29 protein-coding genes are annotated in these 24,830 nt (G+C 45.9%); 6 read left to right on the plus strand and 23 right to left on the minus strand.

Annotated features, from left to right (window positions below; genetic code table 11):
• On the plus strand, positions 1-777 hold the full coding sequence (locus tag ACO05E_RS10070; RefSeq protein WP_419812800.1) for a hypothetical protein: 777 nt from the start codon (positions 1-3) through the stop codon (positions 775-777).
• Positions 778-1,042: 265 nt separating this feature from the next.
• Here ACO05E_RS10070 and ACO05E_RS10075 read toward each other — a convergent pair whose 3' ends face one another.
• The 7 genes from ACO05E_RS10075 to ACO05E_RS10105 form a co-directional block, all read right to left on the minus strand.
• Positions 1,043-1,423 carry a hypothetical protein gene (locus ACO05E_RS10075; RefSeq protein ID WP_419812801.1) on the minus strand — a complete coding sequence of 127 codons (381 nt, stop codon included), beginning with the start codon at positions 1,421-1,423 and terminating at the stop codon, positions 1,043-1,045.
• Positions 1,424-1,487: 64 nt separating this feature from the next.
• Positions 1,488-1,772: a hypothetical protein gene (locus tag ACO05E_RS10080; RefSeq protein ID WP_419812802.1), complete on the minus strand. Its 285-nt coding sequence runs from the start codon at positions 1,770-1,772 to the stop codon at positions 1,488-1,490.
• Between the two features lie 62 nt (positions 1,773-1,834).
• A complete protein-coding gene (locus tag ACO05E_RS10085) occupies positions 1,835-2,233 on the minus strand; it encodes a hypothetical protein (RefSeq protein ID WP_419812803.1) in 399 nt (132 codons plus the stop codon).
• A 63-nt stretch (positions 2,234-2,296) separates the two neighbouring features.
• A complete protein-coding gene (locus tag ACO05E_RS10090; RefSeq protein ID WP_419812804.1) occupies positions 2,297-2,596 on the minus strand; it encodes a hypothetical protein in 300 nt (99 codons plus the stop codon).
• A 525-nt stretch (positions 2,597-3,121) separates the two neighbouring features.
• Positions 3,122-4,305, minus strand: a protein-coding gene (locus ACO05E_RS10095; protein WP_419812805.1) for an IS3 family transposase whose coding sequence is annotated in 2 segments (ribosomal slippage) — positions 3,122-4,023 and positions 4,023-4,305 — 1,185 coding nt in all. Because the reading frame shifts where the segments join, the coding sequence is not laid out codon by codon here.
• A 76-nt stretch (positions 4,306-4,381) separates the two neighbouring features.
• Positions 4,382-4,717: a hypothetical protein gene (locus tag ACO05E_RS10100; RefSeq protein WP_419812806.1), complete on the minus strand. Its 336-nt coding sequence runs from the start codon at positions 4,715-4,717 to the stop codon at positions 4,382-4,384.
• 105 nt (positions 4,718-4,822) lie between these two features.
• The gene (locus tag ACO05E_RS10105; RefSeq protein WP_419812807.1) at positions 4,823-5,533 is read right to left on the minus strand and encodes a hypothetical protein; all 711 of its coding nucleotides are present in this window, start codon (positions 5,531-5,533) and stop codon (positions 4,823-4,825) included.
• A 347-nt stretch (positions 5,534-5,880) separates the two neighbouring features.
• Here ACO05E_RS10105 and ACO05E_RS10110 point away from each other — a divergent pair, with 347 nt between their 5' ends.
• Positions 5,881-6,060, plus strand: a complete 180-nt coding sequence (locus ACO05E_RS10110; RefSeq protein WP_419812808.1) for a phage integrase N-terminal SAM-like domain-containing protein — start codon at positions 5,881-5,883, stop codon at positions 6,058-6,060.
• Here ACO05E_RS10110 and ACO05E_RS10115 read toward each other — a convergent pair.
• Positions 6,022-6,720 (minus strand): helix-turn-helix transcriptional regulator, encoded by a 699-nt coding sequence (locus ACO05E_RS10115; RefSeq protein ID WP_419812809.1) that lies wholly within the window; start codon positions 6,718-6,720, stop codon positions 6,022-6,024. The genes ACO05E_RS10110 and ACO05E_RS10115 overlap by 39 nt on opposite strands.
• Before the next feature lie 128 nt (positions 6,721-6,848).
• Here ACO05E_RS10115 and ACO05E_RS10120 point away from each other — a divergent pair, with 128 nt between their 5' ends.
• Both ACO05E_RS10120 and ACO05E_RS10125 read left to right on the plus strand, forming a co-directional pair.
• On the plus strand, positions 6,849-7,226 hold the full coding sequence (locus tag ACO05E_RS10120) for a VOC family protein (protein WP_419812810.1): 378 nt from the start codon (positions 6,849-6,851) through the stop codon (positions 7,224-7,226).
• A gap of 145 nt (positions 7,227-7,371) precedes the next feature.
• On the plus strand, positions 7,372-8,274 hold the full coding sequence (locus ACO05E_RS10125) for a haloalkane dehalogenase (RefSeq protein ID WP_419812811.1): 903 nt from the start codon (positions 7,372-7,374) through the stop codon (positions 8,272-8,274).
• 47 nt (positions 8,275-8,321) lie between these two features.
• Here the strand turns inward: ACO05E_RS10125 and ACO05E_RS10130 are convergent, their stop codons facing one another.
• From ACO05E_RS10130 to katG, 8 genes are all read right to left on the minus strand, one after another.
• Entirely contained in the window at positions 8,322-9,248 is a 927-nt protein-coding gene (locus tag ACO05E_RS10130) for an alpha/beta hydrolase (protein ID WP_419812812.1), read from the minus strand.
• A 137-nt stretch (positions 9,249-9,385) separates the two neighbouring features.
• Positions 9,386-9,556, minus strand: coding sequence for a DUF6435 family protein (locus tag ACO05E_RS10135; RefSeq protein WP_419812813.1), 171 nt, complete (start codon positions 9,554-9,556; stop codon positions 9,386-9,388).
• 585 nt (positions 9,557-10,141) lie between these two features.
• Positions 10,142-10,534 (minus strand): SMI1/KNR4 family protein, encoded by a 393-nt coding sequence (locus ACO05E_RS10140; RefSeq protein ID WP_419812814.1) that lies wholly within the window; start codon positions 10,532-10,534, stop codon positions 10,142-10,144.
• A 53-nt stretch (positions 10,535-10,587) separates the two neighbouring features.
• Positions 10,588-10,977: a hypothetical protein gene (locus tag ACO05E_RS10145; protein ID WP_419812815.1), complete on the minus strand. Its 390-nt coding sequence runs from the start codon at positions 10,975-10,977 to the stop codon at positions 10,588-10,590.
• 95 nt (positions 10,978-11,072) lie between these two features.
• Positions 11,073-11,660, minus strand: a complete 588-nt coding sequence (locus ACO05E_RS10150; RefSeq protein ID WP_419812816.1) for a hypothetical protein — start codon at positions 11,658-11,660, stop codon at positions 11,073-11,075.
• A gap of 92 nt (positions 11,661-11,752) precedes the next feature.
• Complete coding sequence (locus ACO05E_RS10155) at positions 11,753-12,163, minus strand: hypothetical protein (protein ID WP_419812817.1); 411 nt, start codon at positions 12,161-12,163, stop codon at positions 11,753-11,755.
• A 496-nt stretch (positions 12,164-12,659) separates the two neighbouring features.
• Positions 12,660-12,902 carry a hypothetical protein gene (locus tag ACO05E_RS10160; protein WP_419812818.1) on the minus strand — a complete coding sequence of 81 codons (243 nt, stop codon included), beginning with the start codon at positions 12,900-12,902 and terminating at the stop codon, positions 12,660-12,662.
• A 498-nt stretch (positions 12,903-13,400) separates the two neighbouring features.
• Positions 13,401-15,656, minus strand: a complete 2,256-nt coding sequence (gene katG, locus ACO05E_RS10165; protein WP_419812819.1) for a catalase/peroxidase HPI — start codon at positions 15,654-15,656, stop codon at positions 13,401-13,403.
• A 228-nt stretch (positions 15,657-15,884) separates the two neighbouring features.
• Between katG and ACO05E_RS10170 the strand changes: the two genes are divergently transcribed.
• Both ACO05E_RS10170 and ACO05E_RS10175 read left to right on the plus strand, forming a co-directional pair.
• The gene (locus tag ACO05E_RS10170; protein WP_419812820.1) at positions 15,885-17,054 is read left to right on the plus strand and encodes a YheT family hydrolase; all 1,170 of its coding nucleotides are present in this window, start codon (positions 15,885-15,887) and stop codon (positions 17,052-17,054) included.
• Positions 17,051-17,788 (plus strand): enoyl-CoA hydratase/isomerase family protein, encoded by a 738-nt coding sequence (locus ACO05E_RS10175; protein WP_419812821.1) that lies wholly within the window; start codon positions 17,051-17,053, stop codon positions 17,786-17,788. Before ACO05E_RS10170 ends, ACO05E_RS10175 begins: the two co-directional genes overlap by 4 nt.
• A gap of 84 nt (positions 17,789-17,872) precedes the next feature.
• Here the strand turns inward: ACO05E_RS10175 and puuE are convergent, their stop codons facing one another.
• From puuE to mtnA, 7 genes are all read right to left on the minus strand, one after another.
• Positions 17,873-18,817 (minus strand): allantoinase PuuE, encoded by a 945-nt coding sequence (gene puuE / locus ACO05E_RS10180; RefSeq protein WP_419812822.1) that lies wholly within the window; start codon positions 18,815-18,817, stop codon positions 17,873-17,875.
• A 79-nt stretch (positions 18,818-18,896) separates the two neighbouring features.
• Entirely contained in the window at positions 18,897-20,486 is a 1,590-nt protein-coding gene (locus ACO05E_RS10185) for an ATP-binding protein (RefSeq protein WP_419812823.1), read from the minus strand.
• 18 nt (positions 20,487-20,504) lie between these two features.
• Positions 20,505-21,713, minus strand: coding sequence for a DUF917 domain-containing protein (locus ACO05E_RS10190; protein ID WP_419812824.1), 1,209 nt, complete (start codon positions 21,711-21,713; stop codon positions 20,505-20,507).
• 95 nt (positions 21,714-21,808) lie between these two features.
• Positions 21,809-22,549, minus strand: coding sequence for an acireductone synthase (gene mtnC, locus ACO05E_RS10195; RefSeq protein WP_419812825.1), 741 nt, complete (start codon positions 22,547-22,549; stop codon positions 21,809-21,811).
• A 13-nt stretch (positions 22,550-22,562) separates the two neighbouring features.
• Positions 22,563-23,108, minus strand: coding sequence for a 1,2-dihydroxy-3-keto-5-methylthiopentene dioxygenase (locus ACO05E_RS10200; RefSeq protein ID WP_419812826.1), 546 nt, complete (start codon positions 23,106-23,108; stop codon positions 22,563-22,565).
• 10 nt (positions 23,109-23,118) lie between these two features.
• Positions 23,119-23,802, minus strand: coding sequence for a methylthioribulose 1-phosphate dehydratase (locus ACO05E_RS10205; protein WP_419812827.1), 684 nt, complete (start codon positions 23,800-23,802; stop codon positions 23,119-23,121).
• A gap of 28 nt (positions 23,803-23,830) precedes the next feature.
• Entirely contained in the window at positions 23,831-24,817 is a 987-nt protein-coding gene (gene mtnA, locus ACO05E_RS10210) for an S-methyl-5-thioribose-1-phosphate isomerase (RefSeq protein WP_419812828.1), read from the minus strand.
• Between the last annotated feature and the right edge of the window lie 13 nt (positions 24,818-24,830).

The following is a 24,830-nucleotide window of genomic DNA, read 5'->3' on the forward strand; positions in this document are numbered from 1 at the left end:
ATGAAGTCTAACTACTTATCTTCTCTCGCTTTATTGTCCTTGGTCAGCAGCCCTTTGGCTGTGGCGGTGGAAAGTGGTGAATTCTGTATTAAGAATGAATACCACAACCAGTATATTTCAGGCACGGAACCGCACCTGAAAGATACCTGTGGTTTTACCGAAAAATGGCTCTTTACTGAGCAGCCTGCAACAGGTGGTTACTGTATTAAAAACCTTGCGACTGGGAAATATCTGAGTGATGCCTTTCCAGGGACTTATGATGCCTGCTCTGCTGGAGAGCTTTGGCAGCTGGAAGCACAGGTTGCACCGGCTGTTCAGGCTCAGGCACAAATCGATACTCAGGGACAAGCTGTGTTTGGTGTATCAGGTGTACAGACACTGAGCCTTGAAATGGAATTTAATGACAATCCTGTGGCTATCGAAATGCCTGTTAATGCAGCCACACCATCTTTCTCTGAAACGCTGTATGGCTATTCAGCCAGTAGTATTGAATCTTTATCGGTGAAATTTGGTAGCAAAACGTGGACGAAAAATGATATTTCGGATCGCATCCCTGCCGTGGGATATTCGGCAGCTATTTGGTTTAATGCTCCGATTGACAGCAATACGCCTATCACAAAAATGTGGCTTTATGTGACGGATAGTGAAGGAACCGCAGAATTAGGAGGGGGAGCGTGCTCTGCCAGTAGCTGTGATTTACTGGGGAGAGCAACTGTTGAACAGCAAGGTGCGGGCCCCGCTATTCTAGAGGGCACATTGGTAATAAATACACCTTAATTTAGAGTTATTGTACTTCGGCATTGGACACCTCAATCTTAATTAGACTTCGGTGTCCGTTTTATCGGGGAAAGATCACTGCCCTAGCCTTGCAGTAATCATGAAATACATCGCTCGATCTACGTTATAACTATCGAACTCAATATAGTTTCCACTATGTGATGACTTTATTTGCATCTATTTACCGCTTAACGCCGGCAGCAAAGGCTGCCGAAGGCAGTCCAGTGGAGCACAGCGGAACGATTTTGCCTGCCCTTGTTAAGCATTATTGGTGCCTCTTTAGCAGTGCCTCTTTGGGCGCATAATGTTCGCCATTGGGCGCCTTTATGATTTCCCAGTGTAGTTCCTCGCCTATTAACGTGATGCTCGCCGTACCCAATGCGCGACTATAATTTGTTTTAAACTCAAAAATTTCACCGGAAAGTGCAGTACTGAAAGTTTCTGCCGAATTAGCTGAGCAATCTGTTCTCCTCCCAGCCATGCCTATTGCGCAATATGTGCCACTATAACCATTTTCACTTTTTGAAAGCGTGATTGAGAAAGTATGCTCACTAGTATTTCCTTGCCATACCCAAAGGGCTTTTTGCTCTTGCGAAAAAAGTGACTGAGAAATAAAAATTAATGATAGGAGTAAACACTTTTTCATAGCTTTAATGCATAACGACTAGGCTAAGGGGCACTCTGTGCCGTCCATTGTCTTGAGCCTTTTGTTACATGATAATTGTAAATCGACCTTTAGCAATATGTGTAGTCCCGACGTACAAATCAAATAAATCTCCTTCTCGGATTTTTCCTTCATGGATCGATTTATCATAAAACTTAATCTCTAGTTCTACGACATCACCATCAAAAGCCTCATTATCTAGCAATAACATGCAACCAGCTATCCCGTTCAATGCTGGATAAGTTATGAATGGCCAGCATCCATTGATGTACTTAAATTCGTATTTAGATCGGTCGATCTTTAAAAATTCAACTTCGGCCAATACATCCATATCAAACCATGTAACGCCTGCCAGCAGGGGCGCAGTTTTCTGCGTCTCTCTGGCTGGCTTTGTTAATGCACTGCATCGAATGTACGAAACAGTTCTTTTTTAAGCTCTGCAATATCACCACCACTCACGTGAAAAGCCGGACGTGAAGCACTTTCATATGCTACCTGCCATTCGCTAGCATTTGATACTAAGATTATGATTTCATTTACTACCAGTTTTTCAACTTCTAAGGCCACCCCATCAAACGAAATGGTTAATCCCCAATAGTTGTTTGTATTGGGCTTCAACAAGAAAAACTTCGCTTCTGAATCTGGATTAATTACTTTTCCGATGGTTTCTCCAGAAACTTTAACGATTGAGTCTTGCTTAAAGCTCTCATCGCCCCAGTGATAAAAAACCTCTTCAATCTCGAAAGAGGATGAAGTCTCTTTATCTAATATAACTTCAATCCAATCTGACATAGTTTTGCATTAACGCTCATGCTAAACGGCGCAGTTTACTGCGTCCATAGGTTGAGCGCATTGTTATATTTGGGGGATTTTTATATCGACTCCTTCGAAGCCACCAGATAGCCAGAAATAGATTGCTAGCAAAATTGCTGGTATCCAGATAGCTAAAGCCATTCTTTGTAAGACAACACCTTTAGACTTAAACCACTTCGACTGATACAAATACGGCGTCTGCCATACCTCAACTTTACTTTCAAAATGGTCTTTATACTCATCCTTTATATAAAACGGTAAAAGCATAGGTGCTATGACACTACAAAAGCCTAAAAACAGCACTAAAGGGACAATGACGAATGGGGATTGAAGAATTTGCATGCTACTCACTTAAAAATATAACGCCGCATTTGCGGCCGAACGAAGTGAGGTCTAGCCCAGCCGTTTTTTTGGCTGGGCGATGCAAGATGGCCTTGTTAAGCATTTCTATAGTTCCTAATTATTTCCCTTGTTTTTTTGAACCAAACAAATGGCGCTACAAGCGAGCAGTAAGCAATATATGACCATATAGGGAAATTATGATCGTCGATTGTAACCATTATTGGTAAAGGGATTAAAACGAAAAATATGAATAGTTTGCCTATAAGAGTTAACTCACCGCCACTCTCATACATGCACACACCACAAAATGGGCACAAATGCTGAGATTTCATGTAACGCAGATTAATAATCCAGAAATCGGATAATGCAGGTTTATAATTCCATAGCCTTGGAACACAACTTTGGCCGCACTTTTTACATTCTACTTTGTTCATATATCTGTCCTTGATTTTATATGCTTAACGCCTGCAAGCAGGGGCGCACGAAGTGCGTGATCTTGCCCCGATAAAACGGACACATTACTTTTCATGCTGCTATTCGTTCATATTCCATTGGTGAACAGTAATTGATACCCGAATGCAGCCGTTTTCTGTTGTAAAAGTCATTAATATAACGAGCTAAAGAATACTTTAACTCTTCTGTCGTTTTAAATTCTGTCTTGCGTATCAACTCGGCTTTCAATGAATGAAAAAATGACTCCATATGTGCGTTGTCCGTACATTTCCCAGGCCTGCTTAGACTATGTTCAATACCATGCCGTCTCAGCTCTTTTTGATACTCTGCACCTCTATATTCAACACCACGATCAGTATGCAGCATCAGTGATTCTGATGGTTTTCGCTTACGTATCGCATTGATCAGCGTTCTTCGAGTGACGGCGGTTGTCCTCTTCGTATCCAGGCTCCAGCCAATAATTCTTCGTGAGTAGAGGTCCATGATCACAGACAAGTAATGCCAATTATTTTTAACCTTGAGATACATTACGTCAGCAACCCACACTTTATTTTTTCGCTCAGGAACTTCACCATCTGGTCGGAGGTTTCCTCCAGAAGCCAGAAAACGTCTCATACCTGGTGCTCGGTACGTTACCCTTGTGACTCTGGCAATGAGGCCCATATTGCTCATAAGCCGAGCTATACGCTTCTTGCTAACACTGATGCCCTGTTTATACAGTGCTTTCCAGATGCGTGGGCTTCCATATCGGCCTTCGCTTTGATTCCATATTTTTCTGATTAAGCCTTTAAGCTGATCATCTCTTCGATCTCGCGTAGAGGGCTTACGATTTAACCAGTCGTAATAGCCACTCCTTGATACACCAAGCCATTCGCAGGTTCGTTTAATGCCTAGCTCTTTCCCGAACTTCTTGATGAATCGATATCTTGCTGATGTTCCTCCGCAAGAAACCGTTGCCACTTTTTTAACAGATCAAGCTCCTGCTTCAACTTTTTATTCTCGGCTTCAAGCTTTTTCACTTTCGACAACTCTTTTTCTTGCTGGCTTGCTGCATCTGTCAACTTTTTACGTTTGTCTGCCACGATCTTTCCTTCACGATATTCTTTCCGCCATCGTGACAGCATGAACGGATGAATGTCGAGCGTATTAGCTACTTCTTGAACCTGAATACCTGAGATCAAACTCAACTGAACGGCTTTTACTTTAAACTCGTTGGAATATTGCCAGGTCTTTCTAGGGTTGTTGTACTTTGGCATTGGACACCTCAATCTTAATTAGATTTCGGTGTCCGTTTTATCGGGGAAAGATCAGCGTCCAGACTGGCTAGCTTTGTTAGTTGATGATTTTTATGGTCTCAGCAACGACACCAATAGCAGTCATCACGCTTATAAAACCTATTAGTTCCTTTACATTCTTCGCACTGGAACCTTCTTTAAATGCAAAGTCTGATACAGCCTGGTTCTTAAATAGAAGAATCGTCAGCAAGAAAATCGCCAGAGTACTCACGAGTGCTGTCTGCACAAAGATATTTGTAAGAACCTGAAGCCCAATTAGAGTGAAAAATGCGATTTTCAAAAAATACTTATCGAAGTGGTCCCACAGCAGATCACCACCAAGAATTCTATAAAGCCAATGATTTTCAGTCTTCAAGTTTGATTCTTCATTCATAGATACTACTCAACTAACGCCTCGTTAAGAGGCTAAAATTAGCGACGAAGGAGCACAAGCCAACTGTTTTTGTCCTTTTAAACGACTTGTTAAATGCCATTTCTACTACTCTACACCACGTTCTTTCAGGCGATAATTAATTTCTTTAATTGAAAGTCTTTGCCTTACTTGGAATTCATTATCTTTTTCAAGAGTATCCATTATTAGCTTCACCGGCACTCCAATAAAAATTAACCCAGCAGGGATCATAAATAAATGAAAATAGTCAAAAATGAAGTGCATAACAGCTAAAATTAAAGCTGTACTAATGGGTAATATTGCTAATTTTTTACAAAACTCTTGTTTATTTCTCTGTTCATTTTCAATTAGCTGAAATCGGTGTGACCTGTCCTCTTTGAGCTCTTCGTCAGTGCATTTGTCATAAGGTTTATTTATTTCATCATCAGGGACATATTCACCCGACTGCATAAGCCTAATTTTTTCTTCATGCGCAACTTTCCATTCATGTAGCAACTTATAATGATAAGTCTCTTCATCGGAATCTATTAGCTTTCCGTGAGTTCGACAAAGAGCTATGGCATTGGAGTGATGACTGCGTTGCTCAGGAGTCATGTTGACATCGTACCTATTATTCTCAGCGGGTCTTGCCCCCCTGATATGTGAAACTTCGCTAGTTGAAACTGTTCCTTTGCCATCAGCATCTGAGTGAGGTCCTACTAATCTGAGGTCACATTTGGGAAATGAGCATGTATATCCGGCTCTTTTTAAAACTTTTGTTTTGGTTGGTTCAGAAAAATCGTTTGGATCTTTAGGCATTGTTGATTAGAAATCCTTGGCATTTAACATTTTAATTGTGCGCATGCGCGTTTGCACGGAACGCCCGAATTTCGAACATTCTTATAACTAATTGAATTTTCAGTGGAAATTTCCATAAGGCTTATTTTCTCATCCATGTAAACGAGCATGCCTGTTATATCTGATAACGAGATCTCATTATTTCCATTGATATAACCAACAAGACTTTGATTCTCCTACAGATTTCTCTGAATGACCAGTGCAAACGAGCATTGGTGACAATTTATCGTGCCATTCCTGTCAACTACTTGTGTTTTCTCGATACTTATACTGTTTTTATATACAGTTTTTTTGGGAGGGCTGAGGTTATGGCAAAGAGTCAGTTTTTATCGGAGTTAAGGCAAAGCCTTAGAATGCGCGGCTACAGCATAAGAACAGAAAAGACCTATAGCTACTGGGTTGCTGACTTTATTGGTTTTCATGGGATGCAGCACCCTGAATCGTCACCACTAACCCCTGTGCCGATAGCACTCTTCTTCCCGAATTAAATACGCACTTAATCCCTTGTCGTCATCATCGTCAAAGCCTTGCTCCAACACCTGCATATTGTGAATACGATCCATCCGGAAATGACGGAAATCCTCACGTTTTTCGCACCAGGCGGCCAATATCCACACCGGGCTGAAAAACATCAGGGCAAGTGGCCGAATAACTCGCTCGCTGAATTGCCGTTCGCCATCCGAATATTCAATCTGTATTTTCTGTTGTTTACGAATGCATTCACGCACGTCAGAAAAGCTCACCGTCCAGGGCGGTCTGTTATCGCTGGGCAGAGCATAGGTGGTGACTTGCTCCAGCTCGCTGCGTATTTGCGAGGGTAAGGCGGTCTGTATTTTTTCCAAAGCGTTCAGCGCTTTCTCAGCAAAACGATCATCGGTCCACTGGCGTACCATGCTGATGCCCAGCGTAAGGGCTTCCAACTCATCCTGATCAAAGGTGATGGGCGGCAGGTAATAGTCCGGATTGATCACATAACCCACACCCGCTTCGCCGGATATCGGCGTGCCCGCATCCATCAGATCCTGAATATCGCGGTATACGGTACGGGTGCAAATGCCAAACTCATCAGCGATCCGGCTGGCAGTCACGGCCCGGCGTCGGCTTCTGAGAAAGTTCACCATTTTGATTAATCGGTCCGCGCGGCGCATCTGCCTTCCCCTGATGTTGGAAACAAAAATATAGCCTATCGCAACACTACTGACACCATGCTGTCAGTAGGAGAGGAGTACTTTAATTACGACCTCAATCAAGAGGGATTAAATACAGGAGTATGACGATGATGAATCCAGTTGGCTGGTTTGAAATTAATGTAGCGGATATGGCCCGTGCTCAGCAGTTTTATGAAACCGTATTGGGTTGCACTTTGGAAAATATGCAGGGTGCTGATGACCCAACGATGGAATTGAAGTTATTCCCATCCGATATGGAAAGTTATAGTGCGGCAGGTGCCTTGGTGAAGATGACTGATGCCCCGGTAGGGCAGAACAGTGTGCTGGTGTATTTCTCTTGTGACGATTGTGCTCAGCAGGAATCACGGGTGGTTGCTGCCGGTGGGCAGGTGGAGCGTTCGAAATTCTCTATTGGTGAGCACGGTTTTATTGTGATGGCCAAAGACACCGAAGGTAATGTGTTTGGCCTGCATTCCATGACATAGTCATTGCCGCAATCTTATTTTTGTTGATATAAAGACAAAAGCTCTTCTTCACTTGCCGGGAATCGGTGGTGATGGGGCGCTTTTGGTTTGCCTTTTTGTAAGGCCTTAAATGAACAACAATAAAGATAATAGTAAGGATAAAACGATGAAGGTATTGCGCACCCCTGAGCATAGGTTTGAGAACCTGCCCGATTACCCCTTTGCGCCTAACTACTGTCAGATTACCGATCAACTGCGGATGCACTATGTTGATGAAGGCCCGCGTGATGGTCAGGTTATCCTCATGTTACATGGTGAACCTTCCTGGTCTTATTTGTATCGTTTTATGATTCCTGTTTGTGTTGAGCAGGGCTACCGGGTAATTGCCCCGGATTTAATTGGTTTTGGTAAATCTGATAAACCCGGCAAAATATCGGATTACTCTTATCGCAGTCATTTAGATTGGGTCTGGAGCCTGGTTGAGGCATTGGATCTCAACCAAATCACATTAGTTTGTCAGGATTGGGGAGGCTTGCTTGGTTTACGCTTAGCGGCTGATCATTCTGATCGCTTTAAGCGTATTGCGGTTGGTAATAGCATGTTGCCGACCGGTGACTTAAAAGTACCCAAAGCGTTTAAGGTCTGGAAAAACTTTGCTTTGTTCAGCCCCTGGTTCCCGATTGGAAAAATAATCAATGCTGGCACCAGACGGACATTATCAGACGCTGAGGTTGCCGCTTATGATGCGCCTTTTCCCTCGGGTAAATACAAGGCGGGCACCCGGGCCTTTCCACGCTTGGTACCGGTAAAACACGATATGCCGGAAGCGGAAGGTAATCGCAACGCCTGGCAATCGCTGGAGCAATGGCATCAGCCTTTTTTAACGACCTTCAGCAGTGGTGATCCGATTATGCGTGGCGGCGAAAAAGTCTTTCAGAAGCGTGTGCCGGGCTGTAACGGACAAAACCATGTCATCCTGAAAGGCGGACACTTTTTACAGGAAGACTCAGGTGTGGAATTTGCCCGGGCTGTTTGTGAAATGATCGCCGCTGATGATTCAGTGGCCTGAGCCGAGTCCGGAGACTTTATAAGTCAGGAGGACTATAAATTCAGTCATTATTGATTGAAAAACTCTGCGACCGCATCCGTAGATACCTTGACGGCTTCGGGCTTGTGATAAAAATCAACATGGCTGAATCCAGCAACAGCCAGCACTTCCGGGTTGTTGGTTAGCTTGTCGATAAAGGCGGTTGAGCAGATTGCAGTGGGTGCATCCTGGCCGTAAACCACCAGAGTGGGTTGAACGATTTTGTCGGCATAGTGTTCACACAGGGAGAACAGCGATTGCATTGGCTGATCACCGATATGAATGTTGCTGAAATTTTCTACCGCCTTAGGGCCCTTAACACCATCTCTGCCGTAGTAGCTGTAGGTCTCTCGCGCCATTTCCGGGAAGGCAGCCGTTGCGACAAATTCGTCTTCTGATTGCTCGTCATTCAGGCCGAACGGGGCAACATAGTCAGGTTCGCCACTTTCATACATGGCTTGGGCAGAAGTATTTGCTGCCGCAATCATCGGGTTTGTTACTTCCTGTCCCAGCCATTGGAAGCCATCAGCCGCCATCATGCCTGAAACAGTTGCCAGTTTTTTGATGCGGTGATCAGTGACGGATGCCGAAGCGATGATTGAGCCCCCCTGACAAACGCCCAAACCATAAATTTCTTCAACATAAGGCAGGGTGCCTAAATAAGAAACCGCGTCCCAGGTGTTTTCAATCAGGCGGAACATATAGCGGGATTGCTTATGTTCACCTGGCAGCGCTGGTGAGTCACCCATACCCAGATAGTCAAATGCCAGAAAAACAAAACCACGCTTCGCCATTTCCGGGCCATAAGTGCCGAGCACTTGTTCTTTCACTTGTGGAAACGGGCTGGCACCCACAATGGCTTTGTATTTTTTATTGGCGTCAAAATTATCAGGCAGGTACAGATCACCCACCAAATCAACGCCAAATGATTTAAACGTTACTCTTTCGATAGTCATACATTCACCCCTTTGTGAAATGATCTGTTCAGGTAGTGATGTCATCATAGGCTTGCTCAGCCCTGAGGGCAGTGCACAAATCTACGTTATGTGGATACAAAATCACGTTACCGTAAGCAGAACACTAAGGGGGATGTTCAGGCTTTCCGCAGGCCCTGTATCTCTTGATACAACTTTTCCGCTTCTGCGGTGATTTCAGAATAGCCGCGAATATCGCCATTACGCTGAGCCTTCATGGCTTGTTCCAGCTTGGCGTCGTATTGCTTTTGTAATTTTTTGATGGAGTCTGGCTTAAGGAAGGAGAACATAAGTATGCCTCGTTATGGATTTCTTTATTTTAAGTATTTTCTCCGCCAGAAACGACAACAAAATTTATAAGGTTATGATCATCAAAAATCGGCTTTGGGCTATAACAGGGCAAAGGATGTTTTATCCGTTTGTGCCTGAGACGCATCTGAACTCTGTTTCGGATTGGTCTAACTCCTAGGCTAGGGAGCGGTGCACTGCGCTGTCCAAAACTTTGAGCCTATTGTTAATGAGTTTCTATTTGAAATACTGGTCAATATTATTATCCTCTAAATACGCGAGTGATTTTTTGGATATCTTTGTGCCTATCGGGTAAGCAAGGCTAAACACTCTTAGATAGAAACGCAGTAGAAGCAAACCAATTCTGTCACTCTTCATAAGGCCTAGTCCAATAACTAGATGCAACGCTGTCATCATAAAGACAAAGATCAAACCACCTATGCCAGGAAGGGAACCAGCGTAAGCGTGAGAGCCAAGGCCGAATATGCCAAAAGAAAAGAATAGAAAGCCATATAGCTTCACAATATAGAGAGGTTTTCTTTCAATATTCATTTGTATTAGTTCAGACCTGATCTGACAGTCGCTTGTTATAGCTTTTCAATTGCATTGAATGTGGTTGCTAATTCTTGAAGCTCACCTGTTTCATGGAGCCATAGATACACTGTATTTTTAAATTGCCCTGACTCCCTGATGAATACCATTTGATCTCCTAAACCATTGTTTGCAATTGCTAATGCCTCATTTGGAAAATTGCCAATGTCTTTGCATGCCTCCGTTTCATTGATGATATGATTGCAAGTGCGGGAAAGCCTCTTTCTATCTGACGCATCTTTAATTGGATAGAACTCCCAGTCATCTTCTTCTGTTGATGCTTCGCCGCCATTATCCAATTTCATTGCTTCGCGATATTCGTGAGGCAACTTTGTTCCAAGCTCTGCTTCAGTATGGGCTAATTGTTCCTCAGATAATTTAAATGGCATCGATCTCTCCATTACTAAAATGCTTTTGTTGTGGGACGTTCACCAACTATTTGTTATTTTATTTTAGGTACTTCTACACCCAGTATTTCTTCGGTGAGATTTAAGTTGTCACGTCTTAAAAAAGGCACTAACTCCACCATCAAAGTTCTAGGATCGATAATGGTATAGTTTGATTCAGAGCAGCTTCTACCACCGCAGCGAGCGTTAATAAGAGCTTTAAATTGGTTTCTCTTATTCTTTACACATAAAAAATTAGTGTAATCGATACTGTGCTTCCACAAAGAAGTTTCTCGCCCGTTACTCCTTGCTTGTATATGAAGCCTAGAGCTTTCGTACTCACCCACTGTTTCGATATTAAAAATAGCATCTCCGCATTTATATTCTTTGCTTAAAGCAGGTAGAGATAGAACCGCTAACAACATAAGACTAAATAACTTACTCATAATCTTCCTTGGGAAATAACGCCGCTAGCAGCGGCCGAGTGAAACGAGGTCCAGCCCCGTAGGGGCGATGCTGGCTGGCTTTGTTATAGCCATATTTAGGCAAGAACCTTGTTTATTTGTTTAACGATATTATCGCGGGCATTCTGTTTTTTAAACACAGTTGGAATATGCAACAGAAAGCTAGCCCACTTAAATTTTTCGGTTTTTCTTTCATTGGATGCAATGTAATCACGAAGGTCTACTGCCGACTCGCGATTAAAAGCCCAAAGCACTTCACCTTTATAGCTGAATGAATAATAAGCATCTTGAGGCCATTGAAGGATATACGGTTTTCTTGTTTGGCAATGGCTACAAAAAAATGCTCCAAGATCGAGGCCATGACTTCTGGTTAAGTACTTAGAGTGAGACCAATTTTCGGGGGAATAACCGTCAGGTAAGCTAGTAATAGCGTTAATCGAGCCACCGTGCAAATTAGCGTAATAGATGGCGCCGTACCATTTGTGGCCACAACTATCTTTAAACGTTGAGTATTCAAAGATGTCACTTTGCTCGAAAAATGGAACATCTTTTTTCAGTGTAATTTTGACGACCTCAGCAAACTCGAAAACGCAATGCCCACCACAAGCAGGGCATTTAATCTCTACTTTGTGAGGCATGGGATTCCAATCGTAAGTGCCGGTCATCTCAGTTCCTTTAAGCTATAACGCCGTTGGCATGTGCTGGAAAACCGCGTAGCGGTTTGGAGGTCCAGCCGAAGGCGAAATGCCCAACCTTGTTAAATGCCATTGTTGGATGTTACCTCACCGCCAAAGGCTTTGATTATTTGCTCGCTTGCATCCAGGCCACCACTTGGGCAAGCAAGCTGTTCAAACAGCAACTTTCCATTACCATTTTGATCTATATCCAAACCTAGATAAATGAGCTCTGCGCTTTCTATAGTATCGAACCACGAGCCGAAGTCCCAAGGCAACTCTGCATTTGGATTTGCTTTCCATTGCTTTAGCATTTCATCTGCTTCTTCTTTGGCTGGATTTACAAAGTAGTTAGTAACTTTTGCCCCCATTACTTTAGCCAGCGCATCTTCATTAAAGCTACCATCTGATTTACTACTAGAGATATAGTCGAAAGCCATTTTAAGACTTTCAATCTCTTCGTTTGGAACTGATTTAAACTCTATCTCTGACATATCCTTGCCATTTAACGCCGTGGTTAGGGGCGCGCTTTAGCGCGTCCCAGCCGAAGACGACTACACCACCTTGTTAAGGTTTTGTACGACCAGCACCGCTTACACGATATAAAACTAAGCAATACTGACCAAAATAAAATGGCAAATAATAAGATACTGCCAAACACTCCAGATGCACCGCCACTTGGGAAAATTAAATACATGGGAAAATAATCAATAAGCCCAACGCATAATAGACCTGGAGCTATAACTATATAGCCAGGGATAGCCAATATTAACCCAAGTACTTCGGCACCATATACAGATGATATAAACGACCCAACTAGTATGAAAACGTAGCTTAAAACACCGAGAAAGACTGCTGAAGAAACGCCAAATAGTATGCTCCTGATCATATATATGGAAACCTTAACGCCCGCAGCACGGGCGAGGAGCGCAGCGACGAGTCCAGCCCACGAAGTGGGCAATAGTGCCTGCGCTTGTTATAAGTAGCGGCCTAGTTTTGCGATACATACTTGATGCCCAGCCCCAATAGTACAAAAGCCACACCTAACATAAATACAAGCCAAGGACCTTTGTCTGGGCTTTCTGTGGAAACAACTTTAAGAAACTGTCCTTCCGGTCTTTCAGAAAAGAAACCAACAGGGAGAAAGTCTGAAAGTTGAGGCAGACCAAAAAAGTACGCAGCCAGGGTGTAACAAATAATCGCTGTACCAATAATTATTAAATAAATGCTCATCGTTCTCTTAACTTATAACATTTTAATTGTGCGCATGCGCGTTTGCACAGAACGCCCGAGCCTCGAATATTCTTATAGCTGATTGAATTTTCATTGGAAACTTCCATAAGGCTGATCTTCTCATCCATGTAAACGAGCATGCCTAGTATATCTGCTAACGGGGTCTCGTATTGTCATTGGTATAACTAACAGGACATTGATTTTCTTATACATTTCCATGAATGACCAGTGCAAACGAGCATTGGTGGCAGTTTATCGCGCCATTACTGTCAGTAACTTGTATTTTTTCGATATTTTAACTGTCTTTATATACAGTGTTTGTGAGAGGGCAATGCCTATGGCACGAGAGCGTGGCGTTTTACTGATCCGTCATTTAAACGATTTGTTCAGAGTCAGGATGATTGATAAGCGCGAATATCGACATAAAAAAGCCACCCATAACAGGTTATGGGTGGCAAAGAAGGATTTGAACGTTAACTCAGAGTCAAATGTTGCGCGTTAGTTCAGATCGGTACGACCCTGACGCATCACTTTGACCCAGGCATTCACAAAGTCCTGAACAAACATCTCTTTGGCATCGTCAGAAGCATACACTTCAGCAATGGCACGCAGTTCAGAGTTAGAACCGAAAATCAGGTCAACCGGAGTGGCAGTCCACTGCAGTTTGCCAGATTTACGATCACGACCTTCGTAGATACCTTCCTGACCTTTGGCTTTGTTCCACTGGGTGGACATATCCAGCAGGTTCACGAAGAAGTCGTTGGTCAGAGCGCCTTTACGCTGAGTCAGTACACCGTGATCGGAGCCATCAGCATTGGCTTCCAGTACACGCATACCACCCACCAGTACGGTCATTTCAGGCACACTCAGATCCAGCTGATCCGCTTTATCCACCATCATTTCGGTTGGTGAACGGTAGTTACGCTGCTTGTCGAAGTAGTTACGGAAGGCATCGGCTTTTGGCTCTAACAGAGCAAATGATGTTTTATCCGTTTGTGCCTGAGACGCATCAGTACGACCCGGAGCAAAAGGAACCGTCACCGAATGACCGGCTTTTTTCGCTGCGTTTTCGATACCGGTAGCACCTGCCAATACAATCAGGTCAGCCATGGAAACCTGGCGCTTGCCAGACTTCTTGTTGAATCCTGTTTGAATGTCTTCCAGCTCAGCCAGTACTTTTTTCAGTTGTGCCGGGTTGTTCACCGCCCAACCGTTTTGTGGCATCAGACGTAAACGGGCACCGTTGGTACCACCACGCTTATCACCGTCACGGTAGCTGGCGGCTGAAGCCCAGGCAGTGCTGATCAGTTCAGCGTTGCTTAAACCAGACTTGCTGATGGCTTTTTTCAGCTTGCTGACGTCTTTGCTGTTAATCGCCTGATAGTCGGCAGCGGGAGTCGGGTCTTGCCAGATTAATTCTTCGGCCGGTACATCGTTACCCAGATACAGTGCCCGTGGGCCCAGATCACGGTGAGTCAGTTTGTACCAGGCTTTGGCGAACGCTAAGCGGTACTCTTCCGGGTTTGCCAGGAAGCGCTCAGAAATTTTGCGGTATTCCGGATCAAACTTCAGCGCCAGGTCGGCGGTGGTCATGACCGGTGGGTTGTACTTACCTTTGATGTGCGCATCCGGTACGGATTTATGCAGAGATTCATCGGTAGGTACCCATACCATGCCGCCCGCCGGACTGCGTTGCTGCTTCCAGTCGTTGTTCAGCAGGTTAGATAAGTACAGTGTGGTCCACTGAGTCGGTGCTTGTGTCCAGGCACCTTCCAGACCACTGGTGGTGGTGTCTTCGGAATGGCCTTTACCACAGCTGTTTTTCCAGCCTAAGCCCTGAGCTTCGATAGGTGCAGCACCTGGCTCAGCACCCAGACATTTACCTGGCTTGCGGGCACCGTGCATTTTACCGAAGGTGTGACCACCGGCGACCAGCGCCACGGTTTCTTCATCGTTCATTGCCATACGGCCAAAGGCGATGCGAATATTTTTGGCCGAACCAACCGGGTCTGGTTTGCCTTTTGGACCTTCCGGATTAACGTAAATCAGGCCCATGTGGGTCGCACCCAGAGGGCGCTGCAATTTACCGTCACGATCTTCACGATCGCTGGCCAGCATTTCCACTTCCGGACCCCAGTAAACCACATCCGGTTCCCAGTCATCGGCACGACCACCGGCAAAGCCGTAGGTTTTAAAGCCCATGTTTTCCAGACCAACGGTACCGGCCATAATCATCAGGTCACCCCAGGACAGAGCGCGACCGTACTTCTGTTTAATTGGCCATAATAAACGACGTGCTTTATCCAGGTTGCCGTTATCCGGCCAGCTGTTTAATGGGTCAAAACGCATCTGACCACCGTCACCACCACCACGGCCATCTAATGTGCGGTAGGTACCTGAGCTGTGCCACGCCAGGCGAATAAAGAACGGACCATAGTTACCGAAGTCGGCTGGCCACCAGTCTTGTGAATCGGTTAGCAGCGCATTCAGATCGGCTTTAACGGCATCCAGATCCAGCTTTTTGAATTCTTCGGCGTAATCAAAATCTTCACCATAAGGATTGGAGCGGGAATCGTGGTCACGCAGTGGAGCCAGATTTAATTGATCAGGCCACCAGAAATTATTGGTTTTGGCCTCAAACTGTCCGGCGTGGCCGCCACCCGCTGAACTTTTGGGTTTACTGATTTCGTCGGCAAACGAGGCCGCCGGAGAGATGGCAACAGCCAATGCGGTTACAAGTAAGGATCTTTTCATGTTGTGTGTCCTGTCAGGCGTTCTCTGTGGAACTTTGATTGGTCGAGTCAGTATAGAAAGAGAATTCCGCAAACAAACATGAAAAAAATATATAGGGCAGTTAGTAAAAATTAATATCGGCGTTAATAGATTCTGATTAATAGGCTGATTAAATTTTTTATATTTAAGAGCGATATTTATCACGATTAAAATAAAAGATTTTCATAAAAATTCCGCACGAATGAAGTTGTGTTCTGGACACCCGGTATCAGTGTTGGTTATCGTGCAGGCTTTCCTAATGAGATGGGTTCAGTCATGTTTCTTGTGTTGGCCGGATTAGCCATATTTTTGATTTATTATTACACCAAGGTGGTGCGCAAGCCGGAAGTGATGTGTCATCCTGGCTCAGAAAATGATCAGTATTTTCAGCGCAGCGAAATATTAAACCGCCGTTACTGGGTGACGCCCTGGATGTTTAATACCCATTTGCAATTAATCTATCTGGGCCTGAAAAAAACACTGGCACCAAAACTGGAATATGACCGACTCGATACCTTAACCACAGACGATAACGGCACCATTGCGGTGGAATGGCTGGGATTGGACTTACCAGCGGAAACTCCCACTTTGGTATTACTGCACACGATCTCCGGCAGTGGCCACAGCATGCGTGACTTTGTACGTTATATTCATCAACATGCTGGCTGGCGGGTGGCTTTGTGTGTGCGTCGCGGCCATTCTGGTTTAGCGCTGACATCGGCGAAATACAACACCATGGGCTGTACTGAAGATTTTCGTATTCAGTTGCAGCATATTGAATCCTGTTTTCCTCAATCACCTTTGTATGCGGTGGGTACCTCGGCAGGCTCTGGGGTACTGGCGCGTTATTTAGGGGAGGCGGGCAAGAATACTCCGATCAAAGCCGCGGTGGGGTATTGCCCGGGATACAATATGGAGGTGGCATTCAGCCGCGCTAAAGCGCCTTATAGCGGGTTGATGGCAAAGAAAATGGCGCGTAATTATTTGCATCCGAACAAAGACTGGTTCGACACCTTGCCGAGTTATCAAAAGGCATTACAAGCCGCGGATCTGGATGAGCTCCACGATCACCTTTATGAAGTGAGTGGTTATCCGGATTATGACAGTTACCTGGCCGACACCAATCCGATGGTGCCGTTTGAGAATATTGCGGTGCCAACCTTAATGTTGAATGCCAAAGACGATCCGGTGTGTCATATTGATAATGTTCATGACTATAAAGAGGCCATGAGCAAGATGGAAAACATCCTGTTGGTTGTAACCGATCGTGGCAGCCACTGTGCGTATTATGAAGGGCTGAATGCAACATCCTGGGCCCATAAACTGATTGTTGAATACCTTAAATTTTTTGCAAAAACGGACGCTGGACATTTGAAATGAGTGACATGATTACATTAGAAAAAAACGGTACGGTTGCTGTTATCTCAATGAATACTGATGAGAACCGTCATAATCTGGAATTTATCACGGCATTTAATAACTGCCTGGATACGGTTGAGCAGGATCAGAAAATCACTGCCGTTATTCTGACTTCTTCTGCCGAAAAGAATTGGTCTCTGGGCGTGGACTTAACCTGGGTGTCACAACCTACTACCACGGTTCCTCAAATCGTTGAGTTTATGAACGGCATGGGCGCTATTTTTAAGCGTATGCTGACCTTCCCGGTGCCACTGATTGCCGCCATGAACGGCCATGTATTTGGTAATGGCTCAGTGCTGGCGTGTGCCTGTGATTTCCGTCTGATGAAAAGCGACCGGGGCTACTTCTGCTTTCCGGAAGTGGATGTCATGGTACCGTTTCTGCCGTCGATGATTCCGTTAATTCACCAGGCCATGTCGCCACAATTTTTTAATCGCCTGGCAATGACAGGTCAGCGTGTTGATGCGCAGACATTGCTGGAGCAGCAAGTGGTTGAAGCGGTGTTTGATGATAATGATGCACTGCAGGCCGGAGCGCTGGAATTTGCTGCACAGTTTAAGAAAAATCGCTGGATTTATGCAGAAAATAAAAAGCAGAAAAATCAGGAAGTCTTTGCTGTAATGGCCGCTAAAGACGAAGCCTTTATCGAAAAAAGCTGCGCTATGCTGGCCAAAATGATGGGTAAAAAAGCCTGATCCTTCATTTTTATCGGTGATAAAAAAAGCCGCCAGGGATTGCTCCACTGGCGGCAAGGAAGGAATTCGAGAATAAGACAGCAGCTACGCCTTAGGTGGATGCACCTTACGCCAGTGGTTGGCGATGTCGATACGGCGGGTAACCCACACATCCTCATGGCTTTGCACATAATCTAAGAAACGTGCCAGCGCGGCTGCACGGCCAGGACGACCCACTAAGCGACAATGCAGGCCGATGTTCAGCATTTTCGCCGCCGCCGGATCTTCTTTGCCTTCGGCGTATAACACATCAAACGAATCTTTCAGATACGAGAAGAACTGATCGCCGCAGTTAAAGCCCTGATTGGTGGCAAAGCGCATATCGTTGCTGTCGAGCGTGTAGGGGATAATCAGGTGTGGTTCGTCGTAGTCGTGATTCCAGTACGGCAGATCATCAGCGTAGGCATCGCTGTCGTAAGCGAAACCACCGGCTTCAACCACCAGATCGCGGGTATTCGGGCTCATACGACCGGTGTACCAGCCTTGCGGACGCTCGCCGGTCACTTCGGTATGAATACGAATGGCTTCGGCGATATGCTCGCGCTCCACCTCTTTGTCGATGTATTGGTAATCAATCCACTTCAGACCATGGGAGGCAATTTCCCAATCGGCGTCTTTCATGGCTTGTACAATTTCCGGGTTCCGCTGCAGCGCCGTTGCCACGCCATACACAGTCACCGGCATATTACGCTGGGTGAACATGCGGTGCAGACGCCAGAAACCAGCCCGGCTGCCATACTCGTAGACGGACTCCATGTTCATATGACGCACGCCTTCGAGTGCCTGAGCGCCAACAATCTCTGATAAGAAAGCTTCTGACGCTTTATCACCATGCAGAATGCAGTTTTCACCGCCTTCTTCGTAGTTGATCACAAACTGCACGGCAATGCGGGCGTTGCTCTGACCGGATTGTTTCAGCGATGAATCATTCGGCCATTGAGGGTCAGGAGTGTGTTGGCCATAGCCAACCATATCGCGCGGGTAAGTCATGGGGAGTCCACAAAGTTATGAATATTTGTGGCTAGTGTAAAACAAAAATCTGACTAAGTGGTTGAGAAAGTATATTTATTCAGCTTTGTTCGCTTTGATCAAGAAAGCGGGCCAGTGTTGTCAGCAGCTCAGCACGGCTGACGGGTTTGGTAATCACGGCATTCATACCGGCACTGAGGCATTGTTGCTGATCGTGATCCAGTACATTGGCTGTCAGGCCAATAATCGGAACCTGAGAGGTTTGTGGTATCTGGCGCAGTTCACGGGTGGCTTGCAAGCCGTCCATGTGTGGCATGTGCCAATCCATCAGAATCAGATCAAATTGTTGCTGCTGACAACATGCCAGCGCTTCGAGGCCATGATTAGCCAGTTGAATAGTCGCGCCGGCTTTTTTCAGCATTTTACTGACAATCAGCTGATTCGTAGCGTTGTCTTCCACCAACAGAATCGTCTTACCATGCAGGGTGTGCTCGACATCAGGTTGCTGATATTCCAGCTCACAGGAGTGAGGCTGCGTCAGCAACAGATCAAATGTAAAGGCGGAGCCCTGGCCGGGATGACTGTCGACGGTAATGCTGCCACCCATCATTTCCACCAGATTTTTACAAATCGCCAACCCCAGACCTGTGCCGGTGAATTTGCGGGTGGTGGAATCATCCAGCTGACTGAAAGGCTGAAACAGTTTACCGATGTCGTCAGCACTGATACCAATACCGTTATCACGAATGACAAACTGCAGCTGATAACGGTTTTGTTGTTGTGACACTTCCTGCGATGGCATCCCGAGCAACGACACCTCAATCTGAACACGTCCCTGCTCGGTGAATTTATTAGCATTGCTGCCCAGGTTAAGAATGATTTGCTGAATACGATCACAATCGCCGCATAACTTATCCGGTATTTCATCAGCAATATGAATTTGCAGGCGATTGTTTTGTTGCTCAGCCAGCGGATGCAGCTGTGCTTCAATGGCTTTTAATAATTCAGACAGGGAGAAAACCCGCTCCGTCAGCTTCAGCGTATTGCTACCGGTTTTGGAGTAATCAAGCAGGTCTTCGGTCTGGCGTGACATGGCATCGGCCGAGTGCTCAATAATCTGCAGTAATTCAGTGATTTCGTCAGGATCGTTACTGGAACGAATTAATTCCAATGCCCCTTTAATGCCATTTAGTGGGGTACGCAGCTCATGACTCATGTTCGCCAGAAAATTGGTTTTTACCTGGCTGGCATGGCGGGCTTCCCGTGCGGCGGTTTCTGCCTTTTGGCGGGTGTGAACCAGCTCGGTGATATTGCGGGATACACCAAAAATAATGTCGACTTCATGGTTGCTATCGAGCATCGGGTTGAGAATTGTGCTCCAGTAATTGGGTGTGCCATCACCACTGGTAAACACCTCTTCTTCGGAGTATTCAATCGGTTTTTTTTCAGCAACACAACGGCGATAATTTTTCTCGATAGGGGCGTAAACGTCGGGGGGCAGCATTTCTCTTAATGGCATGGCTAACGAGCCAGGACCTTCCAGCTCCGCTTTTTCCTGCTGCACCATATTGCTGGTAATGAGAAAAAAGTCATCCCCCTGCACTTTGAGTACAAACATGTTGTCAGGCGTGTTTTGCCAGAGTCTGGAAAATAAATCAGATTCCAGCAACGTCCGTTGTTTGATGTCCATAAGTTAGCAATGATTACCTCAGGAATTCAGTTGCTCTACCGGGATGTAAGTGTTGATTTCAATATGGTCTTCAGGAAATGCAGCGTTGATCTGGTGGATGTCTTTCAGGAACATCGACTCAATCGTTGGATTGCGCATTTTATCAGCGCAGGCGGTTGCCCAGACGGTCAGCACCTGCCCTTCAGCAATATCTGCGGTGGAGACTGGTTGAGTACCATAAAGCTGATCGGTCTCGGAGAATTTTAAAAAATTAATACAATCCGGAGCAATGACTTTGGGTTGTTTCTCCTGAGGGTCCCAGGCGAGCAGGCTTTCATTTTTGTAGTAAACCCATAATTCACCCATCATGGTTTTCAGTACAATTTTACCCACATCAAACCCGGAGGCTGTACGGTTATCAATCTTAGTGATCAGGCCATTACACAACACATGCCAATAGATGCCCAGCCCGGTTAAGGTTTCGGCCAGGTGCTCAGGAGCTGGGTTATTCAGCAGAGTATGCCCAACCTGAATCGCTGCCTGAACGCTACCTTCGATAACGGCATCATCTGCTGCCCCGGACGCCAGAAAATCCGAATCCATCGGCCAGCAAGCCATGCCACCAACCTGATTGTATACGGGTTGGCTGACTTCTTGTCGTGCCGCATCTTCCAGTTCGCTTGGGGTCAGATTGGTAAATAGTTTAGAAATAAAATTGCCCTGACTCCATTGGCATAACTTTCCCGACTGGGTGTCCGAAGCAATGATCGCCGGACAACAAGGAACATTATTTACCTCCAGCATAGATTCATCCATTTCCGGTACGGCGCGTCCGGAAGGGTCGGCATTAACAACGGTCAGGGGAGGGGAGAACTGAGATGCAATAAAAAAAGGTATCAGCGTATTTACCGCACCAATTTCGGCGGGCAAAAAGTAAGAAATTTTCTTTTGTTCCTGCTGTAAAAGATAGGCATCCAGCGCTGTATAAGCATTAACCGGAGCTGTGTAGCCAAATCCTTCTGCGGCTTTATCCGGCGAGCCCAGATCAGCAACGATGGCAACTTTTTCTCCGGGGTTCAGATCGCTTTTGCTGATCATCGGAACCGGAGAAGAAATACGTTGATGGAAGTTCAGTGCCATGCTGATAGGGCCACCACCGCCGGAGGCGAGAAAGCAGCCGCCATAAATCAGCGCTTTCATATCCTCCAGTGTGACCAGCTTGCTATCCAGACTGCTTTCATGTGGCATGGCAATATCCTTATTGTTTAATCAGTTACTATCCAATGTATACCGAATAAGGATTTTTTCCAGTAAGAATTGTAAGGGAATAACAAACCAAGCGTTCAGGAAAGGTGGATATCCGTAAACTGGTCAACGCTCAGGTGAGCGTCTGAAGCTGTAGCCGTAGTGTTATTGATGGAAGCCGCATCCCGTTGTAACCAACAGGTCTGCATTCCTGATTGTTGCGCCGCATCCAGCTCTTCTTTGATATCCGACAGGAACAACACGTCTTCAGCGACAATGTCGTGGTTTTTCTGCAGTTCAGCCAGAATATTACGATACGATTGTGCTTCACGCTTACCACCCGAAGTGGTATCAAAATAGCCACTGAACAGAGGTAACAAATCCCCGTCCTGACTGTATTGATAAAACAGTTTCTGCGCCTGAACCGATCCTGATGAATACACGTAAAGCGGAACTCCTGAGGAGTGCCATTGCTTTAATTGCGCTGTCGCATCCGGGTACATATGTGCTTGATAATCGCCTTGTTCGTACCCTTGTTGCCAGATCATGCCCTGTAACGCTTTTAGTGGCGTGGCTTTTTTATCGTCGCGAATCCACTGCTGTAAACATTCAATGATGGTGTCGAGGTTGTCAGTCGTCAGGTCGTTACCTTCTTGTTTTGCCAGCTCTATGGTGGCTTTTATGTGCTGCTGTACGGTTGCGTCCTGATGATGCTGGTGCAGAAAATCAGACAATTTTTCCGCCGCATAAGGAAACAGCACATCTTTAACAAAAGATATCGACGAGGTAGTGCCTTCGATATCCGTCAGAATAATTTTTACGTGGTTAAATTCAGGCATAGGAGTCGATTTTTTAGTTCTCAAGACGATTGTAATAATCCGCAATATCACTGCCGGTATAATTGGCAACCCAGCCTTCCGGATTATTAAATAAGCGGATGGCAATAAAATTTGGATTCGGCCCCATATCAAACCAGTGTGGAGTATTAGCCGGTACGCTGATTAAATCGCCTTGTGTGCATAACACTTCTGCCACTTTGCCATCAATATGCAGTGTGAATAATCCTTCTCCGGCAACAAAAAAACGCACTTCGTCTTCACTGTGGGTGTGTTCGTTTAAGAACTTCTGACGCAGTTGGGCTTTTTGTGGATTGTCCGACGATAAACTGATCACATCCACGGTTTGATAACCTTCTTCGTTTACCAGACGATCAATATCTTTGCGGTAAGCATTCATCACAAATTCCGGCTCAGCACCGGCGGAAATCGTGGTATCCGTTTGCCATTGTTCATAACGCACGCCCAGTGCCTGTAATTTTTGTGCAATGGATTTTTTATTGTCACTGGCGAACAACAAGTTGGTCATATCATTATTGGTGTAAATACGGATTTCACTCATGCTTGTTGTCTCACGAAACGGTTGTACTAGGGGTTGTAAGGAGGTTGGGATTTAAAGAAAGCAGCTGTAATTGGTAACCCAATAAATGTTCCAGCGCTTCCAGATGGCGGAAACATTCTTCGATGTTTTTCCCCCAGGTATAAACGCCATGGCCACGAATTAAATAAGCATGGCCTTGCTGAGTTTGTTGCATTGTCTGCTCAACCTGATCGGCCAAGCGCTGCATATTCTGGTCATTGGCAAACAGCGGAATCGTCACCGTGCCTTCGTGGCTGGTTTCACCGGCAAACGCTTTTTGTAATTCCCAGCCGCTGAGTGCGAGCACATCATTCTGCCAGATCTGAGATAACACCACGCAAGTAGGAGAGTGAGTGTGAAGAACGGCACCGATGGTGGGGTCACGCTGATACAACTGGGTATGTAATAAAGTTTCAGCCGAGGGTTTGCCCGATACTTTATGTTGCGGGTGAGCAATTGGCTGGCCGTGAAAATCCACCACCAGAATATCGTCGTTGCTGAGTTTACCTTTGTGTTTGCCGGAGCTGGTGAGGGCACAACAGTGATCATTCAGGCGAATGGAATAATTCGAGCTGGTGGCGGGTGACCAATCCCGTTGATACAGAATTTTCCCATAGCGGCATAAACTTTCAGCCGCCTGATTAAAATCGTTAATGTCGTATAAAACGTTTGTCATGGCTGTTTCCGTCGCAGATCCTGATTGGTCAGCGTGCAAATAACATCGCAACGGTTTCTGCACTCGGTTCCAGAATCATGCCTTTTTCAGTAATGATGGCATCAATCAGATCCGACGGTGTTACATCAAACGATGGATTAATGGCATCACAGCCTTCGGGGGCAATGGCCTGACCATTAAGGCTGGTCACTTCAGAAGCCGGGCGTTGCTCAATTGGAATATCGACACCGCTGGCAACGGATAAATCAAAGGTTGTGGTCGGTGCAGCCACCATTACTTTAACGCCGTGATGCTTGGCCAATACTGCCAGGCTGTAGGTACCAATTTTATTGGCGGTATCACCGTTGGCGGCAATGCGGTCGGCACCAACAATCACCCAGCTGATATTTCCCTGGCGAAACAGTTGTGCGGCGGCACCGTCGGCCACCAGTTTTACCGGAATATCATCCTGCATCAGTTCCCAGGCGGTTAATCGGGCGCCCTGTAACCAGGGGCGGGTTTCTCCGGCGTATACCTGTTCAATGCGCTGATCGGCAAAGGCGCTGCGGATAATGCCCAGTGCGGTGCCGTGGCCGCCTGTGGCCAGTGCTCCGGTATTGCAGTGGGTGTAAACACTGGCACCTTCTGAAATAAGAGCCGCACCAAATTGTCCCATCGCCAGGTTGGCTTCAATATCTTCCTGATGAATCTTTTTCGCTTCGGCCACCAGTGCCTGAGGGTCGGATGTGCCCAATGACGCCATGCGTTCTAACGCCCAGAACAAGTTCACTGCGGTTGGGCGTGATTCGGCCAGTACTTTATAAGCGGCTTCCAGATCACGGCCAGCCAGCGCGTCCAGCGCATAACCATAGGCGGCACTGATACCAATGGCGGGTGCACCACGTACCACCATGTCACGAATGGCGTCGGCGACATCCACGGCGTTGGTATAACTTAATACCTGATGCTGGTGGGGTAACACGCGTTGATCAAGCAGGTGTAACTGCTGATTGTGCCATTCGATAGCCTGAACCATGGGATGCCTTACT

The organism is Bacterioplanoides sp., from assembly GCF_965226395.1.
In the GTDB taxonomy this organism is placed as follows: Bacteria; Pseudomonadota; Gammaproteobacteria; order Pseudomonadales; family Oceanobacteraceae; genus Bacterioplanoides.